We start from the raw sequence: 15,289 nt of genomic DNA on the forward strand, positions 1-15,289 counted from the left end.
GCTCTGGATCGTAGATTGTTCCCGTGATCGAGGAGACGTCGGCCGAGCGGATAGCGCGGTCCACAAGACGGAGGCGCGCTGCCCCGAAGAAGGGGAAAGGTGGTGGCGGACTGCTGCGTTCGTCTGCGCTGATGGCAGCGGGCACCGTGGTCTCGCGTGCCACCGGACTGATAAGGCAGGTGCTGCAGGCCGCTGCACTGGGCACCGAGCTGCCGGCCACCACCTACAACCAGGCCAACACGGTGCCCGACCAGCTTGTACATTCTGCTGATCAGCGGCGCACTGAACTCCGTCCTGGTTCCCCAACTGGTCCGGGCCCGCGCGGAAGACCCCGACGGCGGCGCCGCCTTTGAGCAACGCCTGGTCACCTTGGTGTTGTGCGTCCTGGGCGTGGGGACCGCGCTGGCCACGTGGGCCGCTCCTGAGATCATCAGCATCTACCAGCGCGACACACCCGCCACGCACGACGCGTTCGAGCTGACCGTGGTCTTCGCCCGCTTCCTGCGCCCACAGATCTTCTTCTACGGCGTGTTCAGCATCGTCGGCCAAGTCCTCGGTTCCCGAAGCTGGTTCGGTGCGATGAAGTGGACACCGGTCCTCGACAACCTCGTCCTGATCGCCATGTTCGGCCTTCACCTCGGCCTGATGACCGCCCCGAACAGGTCTCGGACATCACCGACACCCAGGTCAGGCTGCTGCCCCACGACGGCGTCGGCTACACCGCCTACAGCTACGCCCAGCAGATCTGGATGCTGCCCCAGTCGGTCGTCACCTTCTACGCCTGCGAAGACACCCGCACACCGTTCCGGATGGCGCTGTGGATCAGCAGCGTCGACATCGCTTTCGCCACGGCCTGCCACCTCCTGTTGCCCCCGCGCTGGGCGGTCACGGGAATGGCCGCTGCCTACGCTCTGTCCTACGTAATCGGCCTGCTGCTCACCGCCTTGTGCCTGCAGCGACGCACGGAGGGACTGCTCGACGGGCGGCGGATCTGTCGCACCTACGCAAAACTCACTGCGGCCGCTATCGCCGCCGGGAGTGCGGGTGGCTCATCGCCCGCTTCTGCAGCCAGAGCCTGGCATCAGCCTCTTGGACTCCCGCGCTTTCGCTGGCTGCGGGCAGCATCGCGATGGCCCTGCTGTTCCTGCTCTTTGCACGGATCTCGCGGATCGCGGAGCTGCGCAGCCTGCCGGGGCTGGGATGAACCTGGCACCAACGAAGTCAACCCCCGAAGGACTTCCGGAGCCGACCACTAAGCACTTGATCTTGAACGGCGGAGGGCGCCCGTGGGGGCGCACCCGCAGGTGTCGCACCCCTGGGTGTGATCTCGTCCGCCCCATCCGCTGCCGGCTTGGGGCCTGTCGCCGCTTCAGCGCCGAAGAATAGGTTCTTGCCGAACATCCGCGTCAGATCGTGCGCCAAGCCCGCGCCGACCGTGATGGGTGGCTGACGGGGCATCGGGCACGAGTGGGCATCCAGCATCGAGTACCACTAGATGAGGAGAATTCATGCGGGCCAAAAGGACCACGGCCGCGTTGGCCGGACTTGTGCTGACGGCCGGACTTTCCGTGGCACTGGAGTCCTCCGCGCAAGCGGCGGCTTCATGCGAGGGCACCTACACGATCGTCGTCGGCGGCACCGGCAGTTCATGGAACAACGACGGCTTCACCGGCAACATCCAGCAGCACGTCGGCTACCCGACCCAGATCCCCAACGGCGCGAGCGCCCGGGCAGGCGTCAACGAGCTGAATCGGCTGGTGCGCGACCAGCGCAACACGTGTCCGGGCCAGCACGTCAAGATAGGCGGGTACTCCCTGGGCGCCGCAGTGGTGCACATCTGGGTCACCGAGAACTGGCGGACCTTCGGCAACGTCAACGCCGTCCTCGTCTCGGACCCCAAGCGCCAGGGCCCTCCCGGCGCCAACGGCGGCGCGGTGCCGTTCGGCGGTGTCATCGGCGCTCCGCTCACGGGCGCCGACAAGTCCTTCGGCAACGTGCCGGTCAAGACGATCTGTCACTGGGACTACGTCTGCGACGAGTCCGCCGGCATCTGGACGTACCCGCAGAACCACATGAACAACTACCCCAACGACTTCAACATGGACCACCACAACGACAGCGCCAACGAGGTCTGGTACAACGGCGCCTGGTATCCCGCGTAGCCACACGACACCTGCCTGCGGCCGGTCCGTTCCGACCGCGGGCAGGTGGTGGGCTCCCCGCTCCGGAAGAAGCTGTGCTTCTTCGGGGAGTAGCCCGTCAGGGACCCCGGGCGTTGGACACCAGAAGCACTCGGATCTTGATGGTCCGGGTGGATATGGAGTCCTGTACAGATGGTGATGAAGCACTACCCTGCCGAGTTCAGGGCGGACGCGGTCGCGTTGTACCGCCTGAGGCCGGGAGCGACGATCAAGTCGGTCGCCACCGGTCTAGGGGTGAACACCGAGACGCTGCGCAACTGGATCCGGGCCGCACACAGCTGACCGACCCCGTCGGCTCCCACCGTCAGGCCGACAAGCGAGCCCGCCGGCGCAAGGCCGGTCAGGCGCCGCCTGCCTGCGCCGGCGAAACGCAATGCCCGCCACCGCGATGTCCTGGCCGCCGAACGCAAGGGACGCGCCCGCATTCGCAGCGAGAAAGGCGTCCGCCGGGGTGGACGCCCTCTCGAAACTGCGGCCTGAACAACCCGGCGAACCTACGCGGTCACAGGACTATCCGGCCTGCTTGGAGCAGATCTGGTCATTGGCGGGCAGCTTGCCGGTGGCCAGGTACCGGTTGACCTTGTCGTCGACGCAGGGGTTCTCGTAGACGCCGTAGACCGCGTGCCGGTTGGCGCCCTTGAGGGTGATCAGCTTGGAGCTCGGCAGCAGGCCGTGCAGGGCGACGGCACCCTTGTGCGGGGTGCGCGGGTCGCCGGTGGCGGACACGATCAGCATGCTGGCGTCGTGCTTCACCTCGGTGGGTTCCTCGCGGGGCCGGTCCCAGAAGGCGCACGGGCTGATGTTGTTGGCCAGTGCGCCGAAGCGCGGGTACGTGGCGCGGCTGCGCTCGATGTCGCGCCAGTAGACCTCGGGGTCGCGCGGGGCCGCCCTGTCCCCGCAGAGGATCGCGGACTGCACGCTGCCGTGGGGCGACCCTTCGGCGGTCATCGCGAACCGCAGGGTCGCGGCGAACTGCGGCGACAGCCGGGTCGGCTGCCCGGCCGCGGCCTTGTTCAGCACGGACACCTGTTCAGCGAGGGATGCCCGGGCCGTGTCGGTGTCGCTGTCGGTTCCGGTGAGCAGGACCAATGGGATCCGGGTGTCATCGAGCGGGAAGCTCTCCGGGGCGGTGCCGACGGTCAGCGGGCCGCGCGCGGATGCCTTGATGATGCGGTCGATGGTGGCGAGGACCTGGGCGCGGGTGCGGCCGAGGCCGTAGGTGTCGTTGCGGGCGGCAGCCCACGTGGCCCAGTCGGCGAGCGCCTGCTCGTTCTCGCCGGCGGCGTCCTTGACCAGCCGGGGACCGTACTCGCGTGGGTCGAGGGCCCCGTCCAGCACCACCCGGTCGTAGCGGCCGGGGAACATCTGGGTGTAGACGGTGCCCAGGTAGGTGCCGTACGAGTAGCCGAAGTAGGAGATCTTCTTCTCGCCGAGCGCGCCGCGGGCCGGTCTCCTTCATCCGCGCATGGAATTCCGGCGGGGATTCGAGGGCGGTGCCGCCGGGGCCGCCGTTGTTGAGCAGGATCGAGCCGATGCGGTGGCGGGTGTCGGTGGCCTTGAGCCGGTGCCGTGGCGGTGGGGACGGTGCCGAGGCAGGCGGCGAGGGCGAGGCCCACGGCCGAGGTGCGACGCATGGCGGGGCTGGGTGTGATCACGAAGTCTCCTTGAGGTGCTGGGTGTTGCGGTCGGGAGTACCTATGCATGCGCCGCGTTCCCCATGGGTACGGCAACCGCCGCACCGGCCGACGCGACGGCCAACGCGACTGGGGTCCGGGCCAGTTGACACCTGCCGATCTCTTCGGCCTGTATCTCACACCGCCTCTGTCACACGGTCCCTTCCCGTTAGGCGTTCAGTGCAGGAGCTGGTCGAGGACGGCTGAGGCGAGTGCCGCGTCGAGCGCTCCGACGCCGGTGAGGTCGGCCACCGTGATCGCGGTGTCGGGCCGGTCGACGGGTGTTCCGAGCAGCAGGCCGGCCGCGATGTCGCCGTCCCGGGCGGTGGCGCCGGCGCGGACGGCGTGTCCGAAGTCGCCGTGGTCGAGGCACTGGGCGTGGTCGTCGGTGGCGATGAGCTCAGCGCGGTGGAAAAGTGCCGGCGGGAGCTCGTTCTTGTGCGGCATGTCCGTGCCGATGCCGGTCACGTGTGCTCCCTCGCGTACCTGGGCGGCATCCAGGACGGGGACCGTTGCCGGAGTCGTGGTGATGACCATGTCGGCGGCGGCCGCCTGTTGTGCCGAAGCGGGCCGGGCCGGCAGGCCGCGCGATATGAGGTCGTCGCACAGGGCGGCGGCTCTGTGCGGGTTGCGGCCGTGGACCAGCACCGTGCTGACCGGGCGGAGTTCGGCCAGCCAGGTCGCCTGGAGGCGGGCCTGTTCGCCGGTGCCGAAGACGGCCAGGATGACGGCGTCGGGCCGGGCCATGGCATGGGTGATGAGCGCGCCCGCGGCGGCGGTGCGCCAAGCGGTCAGCAGACCGCGGTCGTCCAGGAGCGCGCGCACCTGTCCGGTGTGGGCGCTGACGACGCAGACCAGTCCGTGGTTGGTCGGAAGGCCGAGGGCGGGGTTGCGGTAGAAGCCGGTGGCGATCTTGACGGTGAAGTCGGTGGCGCCGGTGATCCAGCCGGCTTTGACGTGGCAGTCCCCGTCGGTTTCGGGGAAGTCCAGATGCAGTGGCGGCGGCACGCTGGTGCGGCCTTCGGCGTGCGCGATGAGCGCGTCGCGGACGGTGTCGAGGACCAGTTGTGAGGTGGCGGTCTTCTTGATGGCGGCCGTGTCGAAGACGGCAAGGGTCACCGCCGCCCTCGCAGCCACTCGGCGAAGGCCGCCAGTCCTTCTTCCGGGTTGCGGCGGCCGATGCCGATGCGGAAACGGTCGGCGGGGGTGGCGGTGAGTTCGGAGCGGTAGATGCTCGCGGGCAGCAGCAGGACACCGGCTTCCGCCACCAGGCGAGTGCAGAGATCCTCCACCCCGTCGGCGCCGTGGTAGCGGGGGTAGGCGACGCATCCGCCGTCCGGCGCCTGCCACTCGAAGTCGTCCGCGAATTCGGCGAAGAACGCCTCGAAGACCGGCAGGTTGGCCGCGATCAGGGCCCCGTTGCGGGCCAGGATCGTCTCGCGGGCCTTCAGTGCGATGCGGGCCAGGACCTCGCTGGGCGCGGAGTTGCAGATGGTGGTGTAGTGCTTGGCCCGCTCCAGGCGCGAGCGCAGTTCGCGGTCGCGGCAGGTGATCCAGCCGATGCGCAGTCCGGGCAGCCCCAACGACTTCGAGGTCACGTTCAAGGACAGTGCGCGCTCGGACAGGTCTGCGGCCTGCGGCAGGGTGCGGGCGGGGTCGCGTTCGAGTCCGCGGTAGACCTCGTCGCTGAACAGGTGGATGCCTCGCTCGTCGCACAGGCGGGCCAGCGCGGTGAAGTCGGCGGCGTCGATGACCTTGCCGGTGGGGTTGTTGGGGAAATTCACCGACACGACCCGGGTGTTGGGCCGGATGGCCGCCGCCACCTTGTCGAGGTCCAGGGCCCAGTCCCGGTCCGGATCGAGGGCCACGCCGGTGACCTCGCACAGCGCCAGCGGCACGGTCTCGGCGGCCTGGTAGTTCGGGGTCACCACCACCGCGTGGTCGCCCGCGTCGAGCAGGACGTTCATCGCCACGTAGAGGGCTTCCTCGGCGCCCGCGAAGCAGAGGACATCGTCGGCGTCGGCGTGCTCGTACGTCTGGGCGATCACCTCGCGCAGGGCCGGGTCGCCGAAGGTCTCGGTGTAACCCAGGGACAGGTTCTCGAAGGTGTCGCGGTCCTTGTCCTCGGCCAGGGCGAGCAGTTCGCTGAGTGTCATGCTCTGGACGTCGGAGGCGGTCAGATGGTGGCGGGCGGTGAATTCCCAGCGGGAGAAGTACGTTTCCAGGCGGAAGTCGGGCAGCCGGGTCATGGTTGTCGGTCCTTTGCGCTGGGTGCTCTGAGTTCGGTCAGCAGGCCGTAGACGGTGGACCGGGACACTCGCAGGGCCCCGGCGACGACAGGGGTGGCGCGGCGCACCGCGAACACCCGGGCCTCGTCGAGGCGGCCGAGGACGGCAAGGCGGTCCTGGCGGGTCATGCGTTCGATGGGGCGGCCCGTTTCGCGGACGTAGGTGCCGATCACGTGCTGGATGCGCTCGGACCAGTCCTGCTCGAACAGCGGCTCGGGGCCCTGCACGGTCGGCGCGCCGAAGGCGGACAGGACCGCCGCGGCCTGTTCCAGCGGAGTGCGGTCGAGATTGATGCACAACACCGCGGACGGCTCACCCCGCGCATCCCGCAGGACCGCGCTGACCGATGACAGACGGCGGCCGTCCGCGAGCAGCTTCTCGTACGGTCCGTACACGTCCTGCGCCGACGGGTCGAGCTCGTCCAGTTCGCCGAGCAGCGAAGGATCCCCCGGGCCACGGGAAGTCATCGGGTTCCAGATCTCCAGGACCCGGTCGGTCTCAGGGTCGTGCAGGACGACCTCGGCGTACGGGCCGAGCAGCAGCGCGACGGCCCGGCATACCGGGCTCCACATCCGCACACGAGAGTCCGGTCCCTCTTCCACGTTCCCCATATTTGGACAGTACATCCAGGCTAGACAAAAAGTCCACGCCAGTCCGCCGGGATCCTCTCGCGGCAGATCAGGCATTTACCCGGCTGAAGAGCGCCACCGAAGAAGCCACGCAGCGGACGACGACACCTTCACGGCGGTACACCGGTTCGTCCACGCGGCGGCGGACCTGCGCATGGGCGCGGTCATCCGCGTACTGATCGAAGACCTCGTCATCGACGTGGGGCCGGCACGTATCCGCACCCGCACCGCAAACACCGTCGAGGCGCTGGTCGACGCCGCGCACGCCCCGCCACCTGGGCACCGTGCGCGCCCTCCAGCAGGAGCGTGACCGCGGTCCGCAACGCGTGGCCGACGCTCGTGACCGCTTGGGCCAGCGGCGCCTTCAGCTGCTCACCCCCGCCCCAGATTCTGCAAGGCAGAATCTCGTATCCTATTCTGCGGCACGGACGACACCCTGTGGCCATGACCACGACGCGCACTCGCCGAGCGAGGCTCGCAGCTGACCCCGGGCACCGCCGGCAGCCTCGCGTTCGCGGGCATGCCGGTCGGTGCTCCGGGCGCAGGCAACCTTTCCGGCCGACTCGGACGCCGTTGGACCACAGTCGGCTGCGTCACCCGGTTCACCGTCTTCATGCCAGCGTGCGGGTTCGCACCGCACGCGGAAATCTTCGGTGCGCCGCGCTTCCTCGTCGGTATCGGCCTCGGTGGCCTGGTCCCGTCGGCGAACACGCCGACCGCGGAGTTCGTCTCCGGTCGGCACCGTTCGATCAGCGCCACGGTGATGCTGTCCGGCGTGCCGCTCGGCGGCTGCCCGGCCGCGGTCGTCGCGATCCCGGCCACCCCCACGCTCGGCTCGGAGAGGCGCTACTTCTCAGGCGGCACCGGGCTGCCGCCGGCGGCGTTGCCCGTCCTCGCACCGCCGGAATCGCCGGCGTGGCTGAGGACCCGTGCCCGGACCGCCGAGGCGGAGCGGATCGAGCGGCAGGACGGCCCACACCGCGACGAACGTACCGACGTCGCCGGCCGTCCGGGTCCCGGCATCATGGTGCGAGCGCCGTACTCGCTCCCGACGGCGCAGTCCAGCCTGGCGACCGTCACCAACTCTTCGCCCGGTACGGCCTCGGCACGTGGTTGCCGAGGCTCACCGCAAGCGACGCCCGGTCCGGCCTCGGCGGCAACCCGCCAGCCTATCCGCCGGCGCTCAGCCTGGGCGCGGTCGCCGGCTCGGCGTTCACCGTGTGGGGTGCGATCCGGATCGGACCGTTGCGCAGCGCGATCACCGGCGCCGGCCGCGCCGCCCTCGGTGTGAGCTCGAACTCTGTGCTGTTCACCGCCGCGTCCGCAGTGTCCGCCGTCCCGCTCCTCGTCACTCGGCCTGCCTCCGGCGCGGTCGTGGCCACAGCGCACTGACCCACCCGATCGAGAGGCACTCATGACCCACACCTCACCCGTCCACATCCCGGCGGTCGATGCCCCTGACCAGCCCGATGTCACCCCCGCCCTCAAGGACCTCTACCGCGGTTTCGAGCAGGAACTGCTGGTCCCGCTGTGGACGGAGATCGGCGACCTCATGCCGGCCCATCCGCGCTCGCGCGCCGTACCCCACCTGTGGCGGTGGCAGCGCCTGCGCCGGCTCGCGGCGGAGGCCGGCGACCTGGTGCCGGTGGGCCGCGGCGGTGAGCGCCGGGCGATCGCGCTCGCCAACCCGGGCCTGGGCGGCCGCCCGTTCGCGACCCCCACGCTGTGGGCAGCGATCCAGTACCTGATGCCCGGCGAGGACGCGCCGGAGCACCGGCACACCCAGCACGCGTTCCGGTTCGTCGTCGAGGGCAAGGGCGTGTGGACCGTCGTCGGCGGCGACCCGGTGCCGATGCGACGCGGCGACTTCCTGCCGCAGGCCGGCTGGAACTGGCACGCCCACCACAACGCGACGGCCGAGCCGATGGCGTGGATCGACGGCCTGGATATCCCGTTCCAGTACGTCACCGAATCGCAGTTCTTCGAATTCGGCCGTGACGAGATCGGCGAGACCGAGCGCACTACGCCGGAGCGGTCGCGTTCCGAGCGGCTCTGGGGCCACCCCGGCCTGCGTCCGCTGTCGGTGGGTGCGGTCGCTCCGGGCTCACCGCTGCTGGCCTACAAGTGGGAGTTCACCGATCGGGCGCTGGCCGACCAACTCGCCATGGAGGCGGAGAAGTACGGCGGCACCGTCGAACCCGGCCATGCCGCGGTCCGCTACACCAACCCCCACAACGGCGCCGACGTGCTGCCAACGATCCGCGCGGAGATCCACCGCATCGTGCGCGGCGCGGAGACCGCGCCGGTGCGCGAGACCGGCTCGTCCGTCTACCAGGTCTTCGACGGCTCCGGCACCGTCACCGTCGGCGACACGACCTGGTCGGTCACCCGCGGCGACCTCTTCGTGGTCCCTTCGTGGGTGCCGTTCTCGGTGAAGTCCGAGGCCGGCGACACCGACTCCGACTCCGGCGCGCTGGACCTCTTCCGGTTCAGCGACTCCCCCGTCTTCGAAGCACTCCAGCTCGACCGCACCGACAAGTAGGACATCTGAGATGAAACTCGCGACCATCCGCACCCCTGACGCGACTCGCGCCGTCAAGCTCGAGGACAGCGTCCTCGTGGACCTCGGTGAGCCCGACCTCGGCACACTGCTCGCACGACCCGACTGGGCCGAGATCGCGGCCGCCCGCACTGTCGCATCCGGCGCTGCGACGTACGACGTCGAGGGCGCGGACTTCGCGCCGGTCGTGCCGCAGCCCTCGAAGGTGATCTGCGTCGGCCACAACTACTCCCGCCACATCGAGGAGATGGGCCGGGAACTGCCGTCGTACCCGACTCTCTTCCCGAAGTTCGCCGACACCCTCACCGGCGCGAACGACCCGGTCGAGAAGCCGGCCGAGACCGATGCGCTCGACTGGGAGGTCGAGCTGGTCGTGGTGGTCGGCAAGCCGGTGCGGCGCGCGAGCGAGGACGAGGCCGCGGCCGCGATCGCCGGCTTCACGGTGATGAACGACGTGTCGGTGCGCGACTGGCAGTTCCGCACCATCGAGTGGACCCAGGGCAAGATCTGGGATTCCTCCACGCCGGTCGGCCCCTACCTGGTCACCCCCGACGAAGTGGGCGGCGTGCGGCCCGCGCTGGAGGTGTCGACCACCGTCGACGGCCAGGTGATGCAACGCGACAACACCGGCACGCTGCTCTTCGACCCGGTCCTCCTGGTGCAGTACGTCTCCACGATCACCCGGCTCAACCCGGGCGACCTGATCGCCACCGGCACTCCGGCGGGCGTCGGTCACGCCCGCGATCCCCAGGTCTACCTGGCCGGTGGCGAGACCGTCGTCACCGAGATCGAGGGTCTCGGCGCGTGCACCAACGTCATCGTCAAGGGGTCCTGATGTCACGCACATTGGCAGACGCCCGCCACTGGATGCGGCAGGGCACGAAGCTGCTGCTCGCTTCGGTGGACGGCCTCGACCCGGCGTCGTACGACGCCGCCGGCGGGCTGCCCGGCTGGACCCGCAGGCACCTCGTCGCCCATGTGGCGGCGAACGCCAACGCACTCGGCAACCTGGTGCACTGGGCCGCCACCGGCGAGGAGACCCCTATGTACGCCTCCCCCGAGGAACGCGCCGCCGGGATCGCGCGCGGTGCGCGACTGCCCGCCGAGGAACTCACCGCGTGGGCCCACGAGTCGGCCGAACGGCTCGAAACGGCGATGGCGGTGCTGCCGGCCGAGCGCCGGCAGGCCGAGGTGGTCACCGCCCAGGGCAGGACCGTACCGGCGAGCGAGATCCCATGGCTGCGCAGCCGCGAGGTCTGCGTGCACGCGGTCGACCTGGCCACCGGCATCGGCTTCGCGGATCTGCCCGAGGAGTTCCTGGCCGCGCTGGTCGTCGACATCAAGGCCAAGCGCGGCCTCGACACGGTGCCCGACGGGCGGCTTCCCGACGTCGCCGCCTACCTGGCCGGCCGCCCGTACACCCTCGCCGGGGCCCCCGAGCTCGGCCCGTGGCTGTAGGAGGAGAGAGATGAGCAATCCGGATGTCATTGTCGTCGGCGGCGGCATCGGTGGCCTCTCGACGGCCTTCGCGCTGCGCCGCCAGGGGCTCGCGGTGCGCGTGCTGGAGTCGGCCGCCGAGTTCGGCGAGGTCGGCGCAGGGCTGCAGATCGCACCGAACTGCACACGGATCCTGCACGAGTACGGCCTCCTCGACCAGGTGGTGAAGCGTGGCGTAGCACCGGCCGACATGATCATGTTCGACGCCGTCGACAGCTCGGAGCTGACCCGGCTCGACCTGCGCGACCTGGAGCGGACCTACGGCTTCCCGTACATCGTGATCCATCGCTCCGATCTGCACGGCCTCTTCCTGGACGTCTGCCGCAGGACCGGTGTGGAACTGCTCAACGACCAGCAGGTCGTCGGCTACGAGCAGGGCACCGGCTCCGCGTCGGTGCGGCTCGCCGACGGGCGCGTCGAGACGGCGCCGCTGGTGATCGCGGCCGACGGACTGCATTCCGTGGCGCGCCGGCAGTACGTCGGCGACCCGACCGTGTCGTCGTCGTACGTCGCCTACCGGGGCGCGGTGCCGATCGAGCAGGTCCGTGCCAACCAGGTCGACGAGGACGCGGTCGCGGTGTACGTCGGCCCAGGGTGTCACTTCGTGCAGTATCCACTGCGTGGCGGCGAGATGTTCAACCAGGTCGCCGTGTTCGAGTCGCCGAAGGCGCTGGCCGGTGTCGAGGGCTGGGGCTCGCCCGACGAGCTCGACGCCGCGTTCGAGGGCACGTGCGAGCAGGTGCAGCTGGGGCTGCCGATGCTGTGGCGTGACCGGTGGTGGCAGATGTACGACCGCGACCCGATCGACCAGTGGGTCTACGGCCGGGTGGCGCTGCTCGGCGACGCCGCGCACCCTCCCCTCCAGTACATGGCGCAGGGCGCGATCATGGCGATCGAGGACGGCTGGGTGCTCGCTTCGCATGTCGCGCGCAACCAGACGGCCGGCGGTGTGGACTGGGCGTCGGTGCTGGCCGCGTACCAGGCGGTCCGGCCGGAGCACTGCCGCCGCGTGGTGCTGACCGCGCGGGTCTGGGGCGAGCTGTGGCACCTCGACGGAGTTCGGCGCGAGCAGCGCAACGCCATTCTGCGGTCGCGGGACACGCACGACTACACGTTTACCGACTGGGTCTACGGCCCGACCGCACTGTTCCCCGAGGACGAGCCGGAGATGTACCGGGCCATCCCGTTGGCCGGCGCCGGACAGGATGGGTCCACGACACACGACAGCCGCTTGCACCCCACCCCAGGTCATGAAAAAACTCCAACGCCGCAACCAGCGGGCTGAAGCCTGACAGCCACCGGCGGTCGCCGAAGACCACCCACCATTCACCCCGGCCCCTGAGCCGCAAGCACCTCAATTTCCACGAGGCCGGGACACTCTCCACGGAAAGAGAAGATCATGAGCATCCAGATCCGTGCCGGCGTCGTCGAGGAGGTCGGCGCTCCCTTCACCTACACCGACCTCGAGATCGATGCCCCCGGACCGGGCGAGATCCTCGTACGCATCGTTGCCTCAGGTGTGTGCCACACCGACGCCAGCACCCGCAGCGGCGACATGCCGCTCCCGCTGCCGGGCGTGCTCGGTCACGAGGGCGCCGGCATCGTCGAAGCCGTCGGCCCCGGCGTCACGAGCCCGGCCGTCGGCGACCACGTCGTGCTCGGCTGGCCGTTCTGCGGCGAGTGCAAGCACTGCAGGGAAGGCGAGCCCCGCTACTGCCTGAGCATCGCCCCGGCCCTCGTGTCCGGCATGCGATTCGCCGGCGAGAACGCGGGCACCTCCGGCTACCGTCGCCTCGACGGCTCACCCGTGTCGGGCCATTTCTTCGGGCAGTCATCGTTCGCCACCCACTCGCTCGCGACGGCGAGCCAGGCCGTCGTCATTCCGGACGACGTCCCACTCGAGATCGCCGGCCCGCTCGCCTGCGGCATCGCCACGGGCGCGGGGGCCGTGCTCAACACCGCCCGGCCACAGGTGGGCGACAGCATCGTCGTCTACGGCGTCGGCGCCGTCGGCCTGGCCGCGATCATGGCAGCCAAAAACACCCCCGCCACGACGATCGTCGCCGTCGACGTCCACGACTCCCGTCTCGACCTGGCCAGGCGTTACGGCGCCACGCATGTCGTCAACGCCGGCAGCACGGCCGATGTGGTCGCGGCCGTCCAGGAGATCGTCGGTGGGACGGCCGACTACGCCCTGGACTGCACCGGTGCCATCAAGGTCGTCGAGCAGGCGATCGACACCGTCGGAATGCTGGGGACGGCCATCCTCATCGGTGGCGCGCCGGCCGGGGCGAGCTTCACCGCCGACCACTTCCGCACCCTCTTCGGCAAGCGGATAGTCGGCACCCTGGGCGGCAGCGGACGCTCCCAGCGGCTCATCCCGGCTCTGCTGGCCCTGTGGCGGCAGGGCAGGTTCCCGTTCGACGAGCTCGTCGAGATCTTCGACTTCGAGGACATCGAGGGGGCGCTGGAGGCGAGCCACCACGGCGACGTCATCAAGCCCGTGGTCAAGATGCCCGAGCCCACTGCCTGATGGTCGGCGACGCTCAAGGAAGGAACACGACACCATGACCATGGAGCTGACCGAGAACCCGGTCTGGGACGGCAAGCTGTACTCCGACGGATGGCGGGAGGGCTCGGGCGAGAAGATCACCGTCATCGCACCGGGCTCGGGAAGGGCGGTCGGCCAGGTGGCGAGCGCGACCCGGACCGACCTCGACACGGCAGTGGCGAGCGCCAAGTTGGCGCAGCGAGCCTGGGCCAAGGCTTCCTACACCCAGCGAGCTGCGGTGATGCTGAAGGCCGCAGCGCTCCTGGCGGCCGACCCGGCCCGACTACAGGACATCCTGGTCCCCGAGTCGGGTTCCGCGTGGGGCAAAGCCGGCTTCGAGGTGGGCCTGGTGGTCTCGGAACTGCAAGAGTGCGCGGCGCTCGCCTCGCACCCCAACGGCGAGATCCTGCGGTCGGTCAAACCACGTCTCTCGCTGGCGCGTCGCGTGCCTCTCGGTGTTGTCGGTGTCATAGCGCCCTTCAACTTTCCGGCGATCCTCGCGATGCGTTCGGTCGCACCGGCACTCGCACTCGGCAATGCCGTGATTCTCAAGCCGGACCCGCGCACCCCCGTCTCCGGTGGCCTCGCGCTCGCCGAGCTGCTCGCCGAGGCCGGCCTGCCCGACGGCGTACTGCACGTGTTGCCGGGCGGGGGCGACCTCGGAGCGGCGCTCGTGACCCACCCGGACGTGCCGTGCATCTCCTTCACCGGATCGACCACGGCGGGCCGCAAGATCGGCGAGGCCGCCGGTCCCCTGCTCAAGCGGGTGCACCTCGAACTCGGCGGCAACAACGCGACGCTCGTCCTGCCCGACGCCGACGTCCGGGCAGCGGCGTCCGCCGGAGCGTGGGGATCCTTCCTGCACCAGGGCCAGATCTGCATGACGACCGGTCGCCACCTCGTGCACCGCTCCCTCGCGGACGAGTACATCGCCGCCCTGTGCGAGAAGGCCGGGAACCTGCCCGTCGGCGACCCGTCCGACGCCTCCAACGCGCTCGGCCCGCTCATCGACACCGGGCAGCGCGACCACGTCCACAGCGTCGTGACCGGGGCCGTGGCCAAGGGCGCAACCCTCGCGGCCGGCGGCTCCTACGACGGCCTCTATTACCGGCCGACCGTGCTCACCGACGTCACATCCGACAACCTTGCCTGGTCGGAAGAGATCTTCGGCCCGGTCGCCCCGGTCCAGGTGTATGACAACGTCGACGAGGCAATCGAGATCATCAACGCCTCCGAGTACGGCCTGTCGGTGTCGATTCTGACGTCGAACGCGTACGCCGCGTTCGAGCTGTCCGACCGCATCGACTCGGGCGCGGTCCACATCAATGACTCGACCGTCGACGACGAGGCGGTCGCCCCCTTCGGCGGGTGGAAGGCTTCCGGGGCCGGCGGCCGGTTCGGCGGGCCGAACGCCAACATCGACACGTTCACCGAGACGCAGTGGGTCACACTCCAAAGCGAGATCGAGCGCTATCCGTTCTGAAGCTCCGCCTGATCGACCATGGACGGGTAAGACCGGATTGCCGTGAGATTCGATGGAGGGGCGGGAGTGCTGCGCGGATGGATGACACCTGATCCGTGGCGCGGGTACTCCGGTCAGAAATTCTTGCCTGAGCCGGTCTCTCTTCGGTAATGACAGTGCCGGGCGGTTGCTTGGTGACGTCTGCGCCGGTGAGACCGGTTCAGGGCACACGTGGCCGCGTCATCGTGGAGCTCGGGGCGAGGGAGCAGCACAGCCGGGCCCGGACCGGGGCCAACTCGCCACTCAGACCAGCAGGTTCCGCGACCGCCGCCAGCGCCAGTCCTATATCGTCCACGGCTGCTTCCACGGCCGCCACGTGCGCTACATCCTCGAATGGAACCCTTGGAGTTCCGGACCAATAGATGGTG

General features: G+C 69.7%; 13 protein-coding genes and 2 pseudogenes. 10 read left to right on the plus strand and 5 right to left on the minus strand.

Annotated elements, in window-relative coordinates; genetic code table 11:
- Window positions 1-131: 131 nt before the first annotated feature.
- The 3 genes and pseudogenes from murJ to IH09_RS14945 all read left to right on the plus strand — a co-directional run bounded on the left by murJ (window position 132) and on the right by IH09_RS14945 (window position 2,483).
- Window positions 132-1,204, plus strand: a pseudogene (gene murJ / locus IH09_RS37205) (murein biosynthesis integral membrane protein MurJ).
- Between the two features lie 304 nt (window positions 1,205-1,508).
- Window positions 1,509-2,162 carry a cutinase family protein gene (locus IH09_RS14940; protein WP_052856718.1) on the plus strand — a complete coding sequence of 218 codons (654 nt, stop codon included), beginning with the start codon at window positions 1,509-1,511 and terminating at the stop codon, window positions 2,160-2,162.
- Window positions 2,163-2,339: 177 nt separating this feature from the next.
- Window positions 2,340-2,483 carry a transposase gene (locus IH09_RS14945; protein WP_190233296.1) on the plus strand — a complete coding sequence of 48 codons (144 nt, stop codon included), beginning with the start codon at window positions 2,340-2,342 and terminating at the stop codon, window positions 2,481-2,483.
- A 228-nt stretch (window positions 2,484-2,711) separates the two neighbouring features.
- Here the strand turns inward: IH09_RS14945 and IH09_RS14950 are convergent.
- The 5 genes and pseudogenes from IH09_RS14950 to IH09_RS14970 form a co-directional block, all read right to left on the minus strand.
- Window positions 2,712-3,765 (minus strand): annotated as a pseudogene (locus IH09_RS14950) (alpha/beta hydrolase); the annotation flags it as partial.
- Between the two features lie 286 nt (window positions 3,766-4,051).
- Window positions 4,052-4,993 carry an ornithine cyclodeaminase family protein gene (locus IH09_RS14955; RefSeq protein WP_052856720.1) on the minus strand — a complete coding sequence of 314 codons (942 nt, stop codon included), beginning with the start codon at window positions 4,991-4,993 and terminating at the stop codon, window positions 4,052-4,054.
- Window positions 4,990-6,123, minus strand: a complete 1,134-nt coding sequence (locus IH09_RS14960) for an aminotransferase class I/II-fold pyridoxal phosphate-dependent enzyme (RefSeq protein WP_052856721.1) — start codon at window positions 6,121-6,123, stop codon at window positions 4,990-4,992. The genes IH09_RS14955 and IH09_RS14960 overlap by 4 nt, the downstream gene beginning before the upstream one ends.
- Complete coding sequence (locus IH09_RS14965; RefSeq protein WP_052856722.1) at window positions 6,120-6,773, minus strand: helix-turn-helix transcriptional regulator; 654 nt, start codon at window positions 6,771-6,773, stop codon at window positions 6,120-6,122. The genes IH09_RS14960 and IH09_RS14965 overlap by 4 nt, the downstream gene beginning before the upstream one ends.
- A gap of 67 nt (window positions 6,774-6,840) precedes the next feature.
- Window positions 6,841-7,056 carry a hypothetical protein gene (locus IH09_RS14970; RefSeq protein WP_052856723.1) on the minus strand — a complete coding sequence of 72 codons (216 nt, stop codon included), beginning with the start codon at window positions 7,054-7,056 and terminating at the stop codon, window positions 6,841-6,843.
- 216 nt (window positions 7,057-7,272) lie between these two features.
- On the opposite strand from IH09_RS14970, the gene IH09_RS40650 reads away from it, so the two are divergent.
- From IH09_RS40650 to IH09_RS15005, 7 genes are all read left to right on the plus strand, one after another.
- Window positions 7,273-8,082 (plus strand): MFS transporter, encoded by an 810-nt coding sequence (locus IH09_RS40650; protein WP_404827263.1) that lies wholly within the window; start codon window positions 7,273-7,275, stop codon window positions 8,080-8,082.
- 123 nt (window positions 8,083-8,205) lie between these two features.
- The gene (locus IH09_RS14980; RefSeq protein ID WP_052856725.1) at window positions 8,206-9,333 is read left to right on the plus strand and encodes a cupin domain-containing protein; all 1,128 of its coding nucleotides are present in this window, start codon (window positions 8,206-8,208) and stop codon (window positions 9,331-9,333) included.
- 10 nt (window positions 9,334-9,343) lie between these two features.
- A complete protein-coding gene (locus IH09_RS14985) occupies window positions 9,344-10,186 on the plus strand; it encodes a fumarylacetoacetate hydrolase family protein (RefSeq protein WP_052856726.1) in 843 nt (280 codons plus the stop codon).
- The gene (locus tag IH09_RS14990; protein WP_052856727.1) at window positions 10,186-10,809 is read left to right on the plus strand and encodes a maleylpyruvate isomerase family mycothiol-dependent enzyme; all 624 of its coding nucleotides are present in this window, start codon (window positions 10,186-10,188) and stop codon (window positions 10,807-10,809) included. Before IH09_RS14985 ends, IH09_RS14990 begins: the two co-directional genes overlap by 1 nt.
- Window positions 10,810-10,819: 10 nt before the next feature.
- Entirely contained in the window at window positions 10,820-12,133 is a 1,314-nt protein-coding gene (locus IH09_RS14995; protein WP_052856728.1) for an FAD-dependent monooxygenase, read from the plus strand.
- A gap of 114 nt (window positions 12,134-12,247) precedes the next feature.
- Window positions 12,248-13,381 (plus strand): NAD(P)-dependent alcohol dehydrogenase, encoded by a 1,134-nt coding sequence (locus tag IH09_RS15000; RefSeq protein WP_205379760.1) that lies wholly within the window; start codon window positions 12,248-12,250, stop codon window positions 13,379-13,381.
- Between the two features lie 40 nt (window positions 13,382-13,421).
- On the plus strand, window positions 13,422-14,882 hold the full coding sequence (locus IH09_RS15005; RefSeq protein WP_052856803.1) for an aldehyde dehydrogenase family protein: 1,461 nt from the start codon (window positions 13,422-13,424) through the stop codon (window positions 14,880-14,882).
- Window positions 14,883-15,289: the final 407 nt, after the last annotated feature.

It is taken from the genome of Streptomyces celluloflavus (assembly GCA_000720995.1).
Taxonomy (GTDB): Bacteria; Actinomycetota; Actinomycetes; order Streptomycetales; family Streptomycetaceae; genus Streptomyces; species Streptomyces celluloflavus.